Below are 13,194 nucleotides of genomic sequence, written 5' to 3'. Positions count from 1 at the left end.
ACCCCCCACCAGCCTGGGGATGCCACAGCTCCCCGCCCCGGACTACCCCGCCGAGGTGCGGGCCCGGCTGGACGCGGACGCCGAGGCGATCATCGGACGCTACCCGGACAGCCGCTCCGCGCTGCTGCCGCTGCTGCACCTGGTGCAGGCGGAGGAGGGGTACGTCTCCCGCACCGGCATGCGGTACTGCGCCCAGACCCTGGGCCTGACCACCGCCGAGGTCACCGCCGTCGCCACCTTCTACTCCATGTACCGGCGCAAGCCCTCCGGCGAGTACCAGGTCGGGGTGTGTACCAACACCCTGTGCGCCGTCATGGGCGGCGACGCCATCTTCGACGAGCTGAAGCGGCACCTCGGCGTCGGCAACAACGAGACCACCGAGGACGGCAAGGTCACCCTCGAGCACATCGAGTGCAACGCCGCCTGCGACTTCGCCCCCGTCGTGATGGTCAACTGGGAGTTCTTCGACAACCAGACCCCCGAGTCGGCCAGGAGGCTCGTCGACGACCTGCGCGCTGGCCGCCCCGTCGCACCGACCCGCGGCGCGCCCCTGTGCACGTACAAGGAGACCGCCCGGATCCTGGCCGGCTTCCCCGACGAGCGCCCCGGCGCGGTGGAGGCCACGGGCGGCGCGGGCCCCGCCTCCCTGGTGGGGCTCCGGCTCGCGAAGGGCGAGGCCGCGCCCGGTGCGCGCGTGGTGCACCCGCGCGGCGAGGCCCCGCGGGACGCCGCCCCGCACGACGCGCCCATGCCCGGCTCCGGACACCTGAGCTCGCACGACGCGCCGCAGCCGACCTCGGCCTCCGACCCGCAGCACCCGTCCGGTCCGGTCGGCCCGGTCGACGAGGAGGGGGAGTGATGACGTTGGCAACCGAGATGACCAGCCCCGAGAAGCTGCTCGCACCGGTCCTGTCCGCCTTCTGGGACCAGCCGGGCTCCTGGACGCTGGACACCTACCAGCGGCACGACGGGTACGAGGGGCTGAAGAAGGCCCTCGCGATGTCACCCGACGACGTCATCGCGTACGTCAAGGACTCCGGCCTGCGCGGCCGCGGCGGCGCGGGCTTCCCCACCGGGATGAAGTGGCAGTTCATCCCCCAGGGAGACGGCAAGCCGCACTATCTGGTTGTCAACGCCGACGAATCGGAGCCCGGGACCTGCAAGGACATCCCGCTCCTCTTCGCGAACCCGCATTCCCTCATCGAGGGGATCGTGATCGCCTGCTACGCGATCCGGTCCAGCCATGCCTTCGTCTATCTGCGCGGCGAGGTCGTGCCCGTCCTGCGACGGCTGCACGAAGCCGTGCGCGAGGCGTACGCGGCGGGCTACCTCGGCACGAACATCCTCGGCAGCGGACTCGACCTCGAACTCACCGTGCACGCGGGCGCGGGCGCGTACATCTGCGGTGAGGAGACCGCGCTGCTCGACTCGCTCGAAGGCCGTCGTGGCCAGCCCCGGCTGCGTCCCCCCTTCCCCGCGGTCGCCGGTCTGTACGCGTGCCCCACTGTGGTGAACAACGTCGAGTCGATCGCGTCGGTTCCCGCGATCCTGAACCGGGGCAAGGACTGGTTCAAGTCGATGGGCAGCGACAAGTCCCCCGGCTTCACGCTGTACTCGCTCAGCGGCCACGTCGCCTCGCCCGGCCAGTACGAGGCACCGCTCGGCATCACGCTGCGCCAGCTGCTCGACATGGGGGGCGGCATGCGGCCGGGCCACCGGCTGAAGTTCTGGACGCCCGGCGGATCCTCCACCCCGATGTTCACCGACGAGCACCTTGACGTCCCGCTCGACTACGAGGGCGTGGGCGCCGCCGGCTCGATGCTCGGCACCAAGGCGCTCCAGTGCTTCGACGAGACGACCTGCGTCGTGCGCGCCGTGACCCGGTGGACCGAGTTCTACGCGCACGAGTCGTGCGGGAAGTGCACGCCCTGCCGCGAAGGCACGTACTGGCTCGTCCAGTTGCTCCGCGACATCGAGGCGGGCAAGGGCGCCATGAGCGACCTCGACAAGCTGAACGACATCGCCGACAACATCAACGGCAAGTCCTTCTGCGCCCTCGGTGACGGCGCCGCATCGCCGATCTTCTCCTCGCTGAAGTACTTCCGCGACGAGTACGAGCAGCACATCACGGGCAAGGGCTGTCCCTTCGACCCGGCCAAGTCGACCGCCTGGGCGGACAATCACGTGGAGGTGACGGCGTGACCGTCATGGCATCCAGCCCCGCAGGGGGCGGCGGCGCGGCCGTCCCGCCCGAAGACCTCGTCACGCTCACCATCGACGGGGCCGAGATCTCCGTCCCCAAGGGGACGCTGGTCATCCGTGCCGCCGAGCAGCTCGGCATCGAGATCCCCCGGTTCTGCGACCACCCGCTCCTCGACCCGGCCGGTGCCTGCCGGCAGTGCATCGTCGAGGTGGAGGGCCAGCGCAAGCCGATGGCCTCCTGCACGATCACCTGCACCGACGGCATGGTCGTCAGGACCCAGCTGACCTCGCCCGTCGCCGAGAAGGCGCAGGTGGGCGTGATGGAGCTGCTCCTGATCAACCACCCGCTGGACTGCCCGGTCTGCGACAAGGGCGGCGAGTGCCCGCTGCAGAACCAGGCCATGTCGCACGGCCGGGCCGACTCCCGCTTCGAGGGGCGGAAGCGGACCTACGCCAAGCCCGTGCCGATCTCCTCACAGGTGCTCCTCGACCGCGAGCGGTGCGTGCTGTGCGCCCGCTGCACCCGCTTCTCCCACCAGGTCGCCGGCGACCCGATGATCGAGCTGGTCGAGCGGGGTGCGCTCCAGCAGGTCGGCACCGGCGAGGGCGACCCGTTCGAGTCGTACTTCTCCGGCAACACCATCCAGATCTGCCCGGTCGGCGCGCTCACCTCGGCGGCGTACCGGTTCCGCTCCCGCCCCTTCGACCTGGTGTCGTCGCCGAGCGTGTGCGAGCACTGCGCGGGAGGCTGCGCCACCCGCACCGACCACCGGCGCGGCAAGGTCATGCGGCGGCTGGCCGCCGAGGACCCGGAGGTCAACGAGGAGTGGCTGTGCGACAAGGGGCGCTTCGCGTTCCGGTACGCGCAGCAGCGCGACCGCCTCACCACGCCGCTGGTGCGCAGCGCCGAGACCGGTGAGCTGGAGCCGGCCAGCTGGCCGGAGGCGCTGGAGGCGGCGGCGCGCGGCCTGGTCCGGGGGCGCACCGGCGTCCTCACCGGCGGCCGGCTGACCGTCGAGGACGCCTACGCCTACGCCAAGTTCGCCCGGGTCGCGCTCGACACCAACGACATCGACTTCCGCGCCCGCGTGCACAGCAGCGAGGAGGCCGACTTCCTCGCCGCCCGCGTCGCCGGCCGGGGCCGGGACCTCGGGGCCGGGGGCGGCGTCACCTACGCGTCCCTGGAGCGGGCCCCCGCGGTGCTGCTCGCCGGCCTGGAGGCCGAGGAGGAGGCGCCCGGGGTCTTCCTGCGGCTGCGCAAGGCGTGGCGCAAGCGCGGCCAGCGGACCTTCGCGCTGGCGCCGTACGCCACCCGGGGCCTGGAGAAGGCGGGCGGCACGCTCCTGCCGGCCGCGCCCGGCACGGAGACCGAGTGGTTCGACGCGCTCGCCTCCGGGACCGGGCTGGACGCCGTCGGGACCGCGGCCCTGGAGGCGCTGCGCGGGCCCGGCGCGGTGATCCTGGTCGGTGAGCGGCTGGCCGGCGTGCCGGGCGCGCTGTCCGCCGCCGTGCGGGCCGCGGCGGCGACCGGGGCGGAGCTGGTGTGGATCCCGCGCCGGGCCGGTGAGCGCGGCGCGCTCTGGGCGGGCGCGATCCCGTCGCTGCTGCCCGGCGGGCGTCCCGCGACCGACCCGCGCGCGCGGGAGGAGGTCGCCACCGCCTGGGGTGTGCGCGAACTGCCGCACCGGTACGGCCGGGACACGGGGCAGATCGTGGAGGCCGCGGCCACCGGTGAGCTGGGCGCCCTGCTCGTCGCCGGCGTGGAGCTCGCGGACCTGCCCGACCCGGCCCGCGCGCGGGAGGCCCTCGACGCGGCGTTCGTCGTGTCGCTGGAGCTGCGGCCGGGCGAGGTCACCGAGCGGGCGGACGTGGTGTTCCCGGTGGCGGCGGTCGCCGAGAAGTCCGGCACCTTCCTCAACTGGGAGGGCCGGGTGCGGATGTTCGACGCCGCGCTGAAGCCGCAGCACATGACGCGGCCGGCCGCCCCCTCCGACGCGCGGGTGCTGCACATGCTGGCCGACACCCTCGACGTCCCGTTCGCGCTGCCGGACGCGAAGGCCGTACGCCGTGAGCTGGACCGGCTCGGTGCGTGGGACGGCGCGCGGGCGGACGCTCCGGCGGAGTCCGCGCGGCCGCTGCCCCGCGCGGGCGCGGGCGAGGCGGTCCTGGCCGGGCACCGCATGCTGCTCGACCTCGGCCTCCTCCAGCAGGGCGACGAGGCCCTGGCCGGCACCCGGCACGCCTCGGTCGTCCGCCTCTCCCCGGCCACCGCGGCCGAGACGGGCGTCAAGGACGGCGACCTGCTGGCTGTGACGGGCCCGTCCGGCAGTGTCGAACTCCCGCTCCGGGTGACGCCGATGCCCGATCGCGTGGTCTGGCTCCCGCTCAACTCGACCCCCGGCGGCGTGCTGTCCACCACGGGCGCCACGCCCGGCCGGCTGGTCCGCATCGCCCCCGCGACCCCGAACGCCGCGGCCCCCACGGAGGTGGAGGCATGATCCCGTACACCCTGGCAGCGGAAGACCTGTCGATGTTCGGCCGCGACCCGTGGTGGCTCGTCGTCGTCAAGGCCGTCTTCTGCTTCGCCTTCCTCATGGTCACCGTGCTGTTCTCCATCGTGTGGGAGCGCAAGGTGGTGGCCTGGATGCAGCTGCGCATCGGGCCCAACCGGCACGGGCCGTGGGGTCTCCTCCAGTCCCTCGCGGACGGCGTCAAGCTGATGCTGAAGGAGGACGTGGTCGTCAAGCGGGCCGACAAGGTCGTGTACGTGCTCGCGCCGATCGTCGCCGCGATCCCGGCGTTCATGGCGATCGCCGTGATCCCGTTCGGCCCGGCCGGCAACGAGGTCTCGATCTTCGGACAGCGCACCACGATGCAGCTGACCGACCTGCCGATCGCGATGCTCTACATCCTGGCCGTGGCGTCCGTCGGCATCTACGGCATCGTGCTCGCCGGCTGGTCGTCCGGCTCGACCTACCCGCTCCTGGGCGGTCTGCGCTCCTGCGCGCAGATGATCTCGTACGAGATCGCGATGGGCGCCGCCTTCGCGTCCGTCTTCCTCTACTCCGGGTCGATGTCGACCTCGGCGATCGTCGAGGCGCAGGCGGACCGCTGGTACGTCCTGCTGCTGCCGGTCTCCTTCCTCATCTACATCGTCACCATGGTGGGGGAGACCAACCGCGCGCCGTTCGACATGCCGGAGTCCGAGGGGGACCTGGTCGGCGGTTTCAACACCGAGTACAGCTCCATCAAGTTCGCGATGTTCATGCTCGCCGAGTACGTGAACATGGTGACGGTCTCCGCGGTGTCGGTGACCCTCTTCCTGGGCGGCTGGCGGGCCCCGTGGCCCGTCTCCACCTTCTGGGAGGGCGCGAACCACGGCTGGTGGCCGATGCTCTGGTTCGTCCTCAAGGTGCAGCTGCTGCTGTTCTTCTTCATCTGGCTGCGCGGCACGCTGCCCCGCGTGCGCTACGACCAGCTGATGAAGCTCGGCTGGAAGGTCCTCATCCCGGTCTCGGTCGTCTGGCTGATGCTTGTGGCGACCGTGCGGGCCCTGCGCAACGAGAACTACGACTTCCAGGAGATCGTGCTGTACGTCGCGGGCGCGGTGATCGCGGTCCTGCTGCTCTCCTTCGTCGTCGACGTCTTCCGCGACAGGAAGTCGAAGCAGGAGGCGGAGGCCGCGCCGCCGCCCGCCGAGTTCGACCCGATGGCCGGCGGTTTCCCCGTACCGCCGCTGCCCGGTCAGAGCCTGCCGCCGGTGCCTCGCCGACGGCCTCGCCGCGAGGGCGAGTTGATTGTCAGTGGTGGAGTCAATACTGACAGTGACGGAAAGGAGGCCGACGGTGTCCGAGAGTAACTTCCAGAACCCGGTCGCAGGCTTCGGCGTGACCTTCAAGGCCATGTTCAAGAAGCGGCTGACCGAGCAGTACCCGGAGCAGCAGAAGACCACGGCGCCGCGCTTCCACGGCCGGCACCAGCTCAACCGGCACCCGGACGGCCTGGAGAAGTGCGTCGGCTGCGAGCTGTGCGCCTGGGCCTGCCCCGCCGACGCCATCTACGTGGAGGGCGCGGACAACACCGACGAGGAGCGCTACTCGCCCGGTGAGCGGTACGGCCGCGTCTACCAGATCAACTACGCCCGCTGCATCCTGTGCGGGCTGTGCATCGAGGCCTGCCCGACCCGGGCACTGACCATGACGAACGAGTTCGAACTGGCCGACAGCTCCCGCGAGAACCTGATCTACACCAAGGAGCAGCTCCTCGCGGGCCTGGAGGAGGGCATGGTCGACTCGCCCCACGCCATCCACCCGGGCATGGACGAGCAGGACTACTACCGGGGCCTGGTCACCGGGGCCGCGCCCGGCACGGTCCGGCAGACCGCCGTCAGCAAGGGCGAGGAACCGGGCGGCGAGCAGCCGCAGGAGGCCGCTTCGGACTTCGGAGCGACCGAGCCCGCCTCGAAGAAGGTGATCGGGGGATGAGCGTGTTCGCCACCGCCCCGCTGGCCGCCGCGACCGCGACGTCCACGGGCGAGGCCGTCCAGTTCTGGGTGCTCGGCATCATCGCCGTCATCGGCGCACTGTGCACCGTCCTGATGCACAAGGCGGTGCACAGCGCGCTGTGCCTGGCCGGGACCATGATCGTCCTGGCGGTCTTCTACCTCGCCAACGGCGCGTACTTCCTCGGCATCGTCCAGATCGTCGTCTACACCGGCGCGATCATGATGCTGTTCCTCTTCGTCGTCATGCTGGTCGGCGTCACCGCCGCCGACTCGCTCAAGGAGACGATCAAGGGGCAGCGCTGGCTGGCCGCGGCCTGCGGGCTCGGCTTCGGCATCCTCCTCGTCGCCGGCATCGGCCAGGCCTCGCTGCGCACCTTCAACGGCCTCGGCACGGCGAACGCCGGGGGGAACGTGGAGGGCATCGCGGCGCTCGTCTTCAGCAAGTACGTCTTCGCCTTCGAGATCACCGGCGCGCTGCTCATCACCGCCACGGTCGGCGCGATGGTCCTGACGCACCGGGAGCGCACCGAGCGGGCCCGCACCCAGCGGGAGCTGTCCGAGCAGCGGGTGCGCGAGGGCAAGCACCTGCCGCCGCTGCCCGCGCCCGGTGTCTACGCCCGGCACAACGCGGTGGACATCGCCGGCCTGCTGCCCGACGGCACGCCGTCCGAGCTCACCGTCAACAAGACCCTGCGGGCGCGCGGCCAGATCCGCGACGTGTCGCGCGAGGCCCTGGAGAACCTGCGGGCCCTGGAGCGGCGCGCCGAGGAGCGGCTCGGCGGCGACCGCGAGGCCCGTGACGTCCCCGAGGCCCGTGAGCCCCGTGAGTCCCGGGACCGTGAGGAGGAGAACGCGCAGTGAACCCGGTCAACTACCTGTACCTGGCCGCCCTGTTGTTCACCATCGGAGCGGCCGGGGTGCTGATCCGGCGGAACGCGATCGTGGTCTTCATGTGCGTGGAGCTGATGCTCAACGCCTGCAACCTCGCGTTCGTCGCCTTCTCCCGTCTGCACGGCAATCTCGACGGCCAGATCATCGCCTTCTTCACGATGGTCGTCGCCGCCGCGGAGGTCGTGGTCGGGCTCGCGATCATCGTGTCGCTGTTCCGTTCCCGCCACTCGGCCTCGGTCGACGACGCCAGCCTGATGAAGCTCTGAGGGGTCGCTGAATCGTGGAGAACCTGATTGCGCTGCTCGTCGCGGCGCCTCTGCTCGGAGCGGCCGTCCTGTTGTGCGGCGGCCGCCGGCTGGACCGGGCCGGGCACTGGCTCGGCACACTGCTCGCGGCCGCCTCCTTCGTCATCGGCGCGGTGCTCTTCCTCGACATGCTCGGCAAGGGCTCCGGTGAACGGGCCCTGCACCAGCACCTGTTCAGCTGGGTGCCGGTGGAGAGCTTCCGGGCGGACATCGCCTTCCAGCTCGACCAGCTGTCGATGACGTTCGTCCTGCTCATCACGGGCGTGGGCACGCTCATCCACCTGTACTCGATCGGGTACATGGCGCACGACGAGCGCAGGCGCCGCTTCTTCGGCTACCTGAACCTGTTCCTCGCGGCGATGCTGCTGCTGGTCCTCGCCGACAACTACCTCCTGCTGTACTTCGGCTGGGAGGGCGTCGGCCTCGCCTCGTACCTGCTCATCGGCTTCTGGCAGCACAAGCCCAGCGCGGCCACGGCCGCGAAGAAGGCCTTCCTGGTCAACCGGGTCGGCGACGTGGGCCTCTCCATCGCGATCATGCTGATGTTCACCACCTTCGGGACCTTCGCCTTCGGCCCGGTGCTCTCCTCCACCGGCGAGACGTCCGAGGGGATGCTGACGGCGATCGGGCTGATGCTGCTGCTGGCCGCCTGCGGCAAGTCGGCGCAGGTGCCGCTGCAGTCCTGGCTCGGGGACGCGATGGAGGGCCCGACCCCGGTCTCGGCCCTGATCCACGCGGCGACCATGGTGACCGCCGGCGTCTACCTGATCACCCGCTCCGGCGCGATCTTCAACGGCGCCCCGGACGCGCAGCTCGCGGTCACGGTGGTCGGCGCGGTCACGCTCCTCTTCGGTGCGATCGTCGGTTGCGCCAAGGACGACATCAAGAAGGCGCTGGCCGGCTCGACGATGTCGCAGATCGGCTACATGGTCCTGGCCGCCGGCCTGGGCCCGATCGGCTACGCCTTCGCGATCATGCACCTGGTGACGCACGGCTTCTTCAAGGCCGGGCTATTCCTCGGCGCCGGCTCCGTCATGCACGGCATGAACGACGAGGTCGACATGAGGAAGTACGGCGGCCTGCGCAAGTACATGCCGGTCACCTTCGTGACCTTCGGCCTCGGCTACCTGGCGATCATCGGTTTCCCGGGTCTGTCCGGCTTCTGGTCCAAGGACAAGATCATCGAGGCGGCCTTCGCCAAGGGCGGCACCGAGGGCTGGATCCTGGGCGGCGTCGCCCTGCTGGGCGCGGGCATCACCGCGTACTACATGACCCGCGTGATGCTCATGACGTTCTTCGGCGAGAAGCGCTGGCAGCCCGCTCCCGACCCGGACAGGACGCCCGGTGTCGAGCCCGGCATCGACGTCCGGCCCGGCGAGATGCCGCACCCGCACGAGTCGCCCCGGTCCATGACGATCCCGATGATCGTGCTGGCCTTCGGGTCGGTCTTCGCGGGCGGGCTGTTCTCGCTGAACAGCGCGTTCGTCAACTGGCTGAAGCCGGTCACCGCGTTCGAGCACGGCCACCCGCCGATCAGCGCGGGGGCGGTCACCGCCTCCACGGTCGTCGTGCTGCTCGTCGGCGTCGGCATCGCGTACGCGCAGTACGGCCGCCGGCCCGTGCCGGTGGTCGCGCCGCGCGGCTCGCTGCTCACCCGCGCCGCCCGCCGCGACCTCCTCCAGGACGACTTCAACCACGTCGTCCTGGTCCGCGGCGGCGAGCACCTCACCCGCTCCCTGGTCTACCTCGACCACACCCTGGTCGACGGGGTCGTCAACGGCACCGCCGCCACGGTCGGCGGCCTGTCCGGCCGACTGCGCAAGCTGCAGAACGGCTTCGTCCGCTCCTACGCGGTCTCGATGTTCGGAGGTACGGCGGTGCTGATCGCCGCGACCCTGCTGATGAGGGGAGTGTGACCGCGATGTCCTTCCCCCTCCTGACGCTGACCGCGGCCGTGCCGGCCGTCGGAGCGGTCCTCACCGCCGCCGTGCCGGCCGCGCGCCGCACGGCCGCCAAGTGGCTGGCGCTGCTGTTCTCGCTCGCCACGCTCGTGCTGGCCGCGGTCGTCGCGGTCCGCTTCGACCCTGGCGGCGACCGCTACCAGCTCACCGAATCGCACGCCTGGATCGCGGACTTCGGGGTGCGCTACGAGCTGGGAGTGGACGGCATCGGGGTGGCGCTCGTCGCGCTGACCGCGCTGCTGATCCCGTTCGTCATCCTGGCCGGCTGGCACGACGCCGACCCCCTGGAGACGCAGTCGAAGCGGTGGCGGCCGACCCAGGGCTTCTTCGCCCTGATCCTGATGGTCGAGGCAATGGTGATCCTCTCCTTCGAGGCCACCGACGTCTTCCTCTTCTACATCCTCTTCGAAGCCATGCTCATCCCGATGTACTTCCTCATCGGCGGCTTCGGGGACCGGGCGCACGCGGGCTCCGACGAGAACGCCGCGGCCCAGCGGTCGTACGCCGCGGTCAAGTTCCTGCTCTACAACCTCGTCGGCGGGCTCATCATGCTCGCCGCCGTCATCGGGCTCTACGTCGTCGCGGGGAACTTCTCGCTGACGGAGATCGCCGAGGCGCGGGCGAGCGGCGAGCTGGAGATGGCGGCCACCACCGAACGGCTGCTCTTCCTGGGCTTCTTCTTCGCCTTCGCGGTGAAGGCCCCGCTGTGGCCGCTGCACACCTGGCTGCCGAACGCGATGGGCGAGGCGACCGCCCCGGTCGCCGTACTCATCACGGCGGTCGTCGACAAGGTCGGCACCTTCGCGATGCTCCGCTTCTGCCTCCAGCTCTTCCCGGAGGCGTCCACGTGGGCCACCCCCGCGATCATCGTGCTCGCGCTGATCAGCATCGTGTACGGGGCGCTGCTGGCGGTCGGGCAGCGGGACATCAAGCGTCTGATCGCGTACGCCTCGATCTCCCACTTCGGCTTCATCATCCTGGGCATCTTCGCCATGACGAGCCAGGGGCAGAGCGGGGCGACGCTCTACATGGTCAACCACGGGATCTCGACGGCCGCGCTGATGCTCGTCGCCGGGTTCCTGATCTCGCGGCGCGGCTCCCGCCTCATCGCCGATTACGGCGGTGTGCAGAAGGTGGCACCGGTGCTCGCCGGGACGTTCCTCGTCGGCGGCCTGGCCACCCTGTCGCTGCCGGGCCTCGCCCCGTTCGTCTCCGAATTCCTGGTGCTGGTGGGCACGTTCGCCCGCTACCCGGTGGCGGGCATCGTCGCCACCTCCGGCATCGTCCTCGCCGCGCTCTACACCCTCGTCCTGTACCAGCGGACGATGACGGGCCCGGTGAAGGCGGAGGTGCGGGCGATGCCCGACCTCAAGGCCCGTGAGCTGGTGGTGGTCGCGCCGCTGATCGCGCTGCTGCTGCTCCTCGGCGTCTACCCGAAGCCGGTGACCGAGATCATCGATCCGGCGGTGCGCCACACCATGTCCGACGTACAGCAGAAGGACCCCCGGCCCGAGGTGGAGGCGGCCAAGTGAGTGCAACAGCTGTCCCTGTGGCAGCGGCTGTCCACAGCCTGTGGACGACGGCTGCCGAACCGGTCGACAAGATCGGGGCGCCGACCATCGAGTACACCCAGCTGGCCCCCACGCTGATCGTGGTGGGTGCCGCCGTGCTGGGGGTGCTGCTGGAGGCGTTCGTCCCGCGCCGCGCCCGCTACCACGCGCAGGTCTTCCTGACCGTCGTGGCGCTGGCCGCCGCCTTCGCCGCAGTGATCGGCCTCGCGGCCGGCGGGTACGGCTCGACGAAGGCCGGCATCGCCGCGATGGGCGCCATCGCGGTCGACGGGCCGGCGCTGTTCCTGCAGGGCACCATCCTGCTCGCCTCGGTGGTCGCGGTGTTCACCTTCGCCGAGCGGCGGCTCGACCCGGCCCACCACGGCCACCGGATCGACTCGTTCGCGGCCGAAGCCGCCGCCGTGCCCGGCAGCGAGCAGGAGAAGGCGGCCGTCAAGGCCGGCTTCACGACGACCGAGGTCTTCCCGCTGGCACTGTTCGCCGTCGGCGGGATGCTGGTCTTCCCGGCGGCCAACGACCTGCTGACGCTGTTCATCGCGCTGGAGGTCTTCTCCCTGCCGCTCTACCTGCTGTGCGCCGTCGCCCGCCGCAAGCGGCTGATGTCGCAGGAGGCGGCGGTGAAGTACTTCCTGCTGGGCGCCTTCTCGTCGGCGTTCCTGCTGTTCGGCATCGCCCTGCTGTACGGGTACGCGGGCTCCGTGTCGTACGCCCGCATCGCCGAGGTGGTGGACGGCTCGGTGACGGCGGTCACCCCGGCCCTCGCCGAGACCATGGGCAGTGACGTGCTGCTGCTCGTCGGCTTCGCGATGGTGCTGATGGGCCTGCTGTTCAAGGTGGGCGCGGTGCCGTTCCACATGTGGACACCGGACGTCTACCAGGGCGCCCCCACACCGGTGACCGGCTTCATGGCGGCGGCCACCAAGGTGGCGGCGTTCGGCGCGATGCTGCGCCTGCTGTACGTGGTGGTGCCGGGGCTCAGCTGGGACTGGCGACCGGTCATGTGGGGCGTCGCGATCGTCACCATGCTCGCCGGTGCGGTCGTCGCGATCACCCAGACCGACATCAAGCGGCTGCTGGCCTACTCGTCCATCGCGCACGCCGGCTTCATCCTCGCCGGTGTCATCGCGGCCAACCCCGACGGCATCTCGTCCGTGCTGTTCTACCTGGCCGCCTACTCGTTCGTGACCATCGGCGCCTTCGCCGTCGTCACGCTCGTGCGGGACGCGGGCGGCGAGGCGACGCACCTGTCCAAGTGGGCGGGGCTGGGGCGGCGTTCGCCGCTCGTCGCGGCCGTCTTCGCGGTCTTCCTGCTCGCCTTCGCCGGCATCCCGCTGACGTCGGGCTTCTCCGGGAAGTTCGCCGTGTTCAAGGCGGCGGCGGAAGGCGGCGCCGGGGTGCTGGTGGTCGTGGGTGTGGTCTCGTCGGCCATCGCCGCCTTCTTCTACATCCGGGTCATCGTGCTGATGTTCTTCAGCGAGCCCAAGCCGGAGGGGCCGACGGTCGCCGTGCCGTCGCCGCTGACGATGACCACCATCGCCGTGGGCGTCGCCGTGACGCTGGTGCTGGGCGTGGCGCCGCAGTACTTCCTCGATCTGGCCGGACAGGCCGGAACCTTCGTGAGGTAGCGGCAGCAGCACGGCCGTGGGGGGGGGGGGGGGGGGGGGGGGGGGGGGGGCGGCGCCCGCCCGCCGGGGGGGGGGGGGGCGGGCGGGGGGGGGGGGGGGGGGGGGGGGGGGGGGGGTGGGGGGGGGGGGGCCGCG

The 13,194-nt window shown here is 71.1% G+C and carries 10 protein-coding genes; all 10 read left to right on the top strand.

Going from position 1 to position 13,194, the window contains the following annotated elements:
• Positions 1-19: 19 nt before the first annotated feature.
• Genes nuoE through nuoN form a run of 10 tightly spaced genes read left to right on the top strand, consistent with a single transcriptional unit; the run spans position 20 to position 13,059 of the window.
• On the top strand, positions 20-859 hold the full coding sequence (gene nuoE, locus ACIA79_RS29765; RefSeq protein WP_399431485.1) for an NADH-quinone oxidoreductase subunit NuoE: 840 nt from the start codon (positions 20-22) through the stop codon (positions 857-859).
• On the top strand, positions 859-2,202 hold the full coding sequence (nuoF, locus tag ACIA79_RS29760; RefSeq protein WP_399431484.1) for an NADH-quinone oxidoreductase subunit NuoF: 1,344 nt from the start codon (positions 859-861) through the stop codon (positions 2,200-2,202). Before nuoE ends, nuoF begins: the two co-directional genes overlap by 1 nt.
• The gene (locus ACIA79_RS29755) at positions 2,199-4,700 is read left to right on the top strand and encodes an NADH-quinone oxidoreductase subunit G (RefSeq protein WP_399431483.1); all 2,502 of its coding nucleotides are present in this window, start codon (positions 2,199-2,201) and stop codon (positions 4,698-4,700) included. The genes nuoF and ACIA79_RS29755 overlap by 4 nt, the downstream gene beginning before the upstream one ends.
• Complete coding sequence (nuoH, locus tag ACIA79_RS29750; protein WP_399431482.1) at positions 4,697-6,061, top strand: NADH-quinone oxidoreductase subunit NuoH; 1,365 nt, start codon at positions 4,697-4,699, stop codon at positions 6,059-6,061. The genes ACIA79_RS29755 and nuoH overlap by 4 nt, the downstream gene beginning before the upstream one ends.
• Positions 6,048-6,686, top strand: coding sequence for an NADH-quinone oxidoreductase subunit NuoI (nuoI, locus tag ACIA79_RS29745; RefSeq protein ID WP_399431481.1), 639 nt, complete (start codon positions 6,048-6,050; stop codon positions 6,684-6,686). The genes nuoH and nuoI overlap by 14 nt, the downstream gene beginning before the upstream one ends.
• Entirely contained in the window at positions 6,683-7,567 is an 885-nt protein-coding gene (locus tag ACIA79_RS29740) for an NADH-quinone oxidoreductase subunit J (protein ID WP_399431480.1), read from the top strand. Before nuoI ends, ACIA79_RS29740 begins: the two co-directional genes overlap by 4 nt.
• Positions 7,564-7,863: an NADH-quinone oxidoreductase subunit NuoK gene (gene nuoK, locus ACIA79_RS29735; protein ID WP_031077103.1), complete on the top strand. Its 300-nt coding sequence runs from the start codon at positions 7,564-7,566 to the stop codon at positions 7,861-7,863. Before ACIA79_RS29740 ends, nuoK begins: the two co-directional genes overlap by 4 nt.
• Before the next feature lie 14 nt (positions 7,864-7,877).
• Entirely contained in the window at positions 7,878-9,818 is a 1,941-nt protein-coding gene (gene nuoL, locus ACIA79_RS29730) for an NADH-quinone oxidoreductase subunit L (RefSeq protein ID WP_399431479.1), read from the top strand.
• Positions 9,819-9,823: 5 nt separating this feature from the next.
• Positions 9,824-11,395, top strand: coding sequence for an NADH-quinone oxidoreductase subunit M (locus ACIA79_RS29725; RefSeq protein ID WP_399431478.1), 1,572 nt, complete (start codon positions 9,824-9,826; stop codon positions 11,393-11,395).
• A gap of 17 nt (positions 11,396-11,412) precedes the next feature.
• The gene (gene nuoN / locus ACIA79_RS29720) at positions 11,413-13,059 is read left to right on the top strand and encodes an NADH-quinone oxidoreductase subunit NuoN (protein ID WP_399431477.1); all 1,647 of its coding nucleotides are present in this window, start codon (positions 11,413-11,415) and stop codon (positions 13,057-13,059) included.
• Positions 13,060-13,194 lie beyond the last annotated feature (135 nt).

Source organism: Streptomyces sp. NPDC051310 (genome assembly GCF_044455245.1).
GTDB lineage: Bacteria > Actinomycetota > Actinomycetes > Streptomycetales > Streptomycetaceae > Streptomyces.
This window is presented reverse-complemented; position numbering and strand designations above follow the sequence as displayed.

Excerpts from the sequence above, each read along its gene's own strand:
- nuoH (WP_399431482.1), top strand. The coding sequence starts at position 4,697 with ATGATCCCGTACACCCTGGCAGCGGAAGACCTGTCGATGTTCGGCCGC.
- ACIA79_RS29725 (WP_399431478.1), top strand. The coding sequence starts at position 9,824 with ATGTCCTTCCCCCTCCTGACGCTGACCGCGGCCGTGCCGGCCGTCGGA.
- nuoE (WP_399431485.1), top strand. The coding sequence starts at position 20 with ATGCCACAGCTCCCCGCCCCGGACTACCCCGCCGAGGTGCGGGCCCGG.
- nuoF (WP_399431484.1), top strand. The coding sequence starts at position 859 with ATGACGTTGGCAACCGAGATGACCAGCCCCGAGAAGCTGCTCGCACCG.
- ACIA79_RS29740 (WP_399431480.1), top strand. The coding sequence starts at position 6,683 with ATGAGCGTGTTCGCCACCGCCCCGCTGGCCGCCGCGACCGCGACGTCC.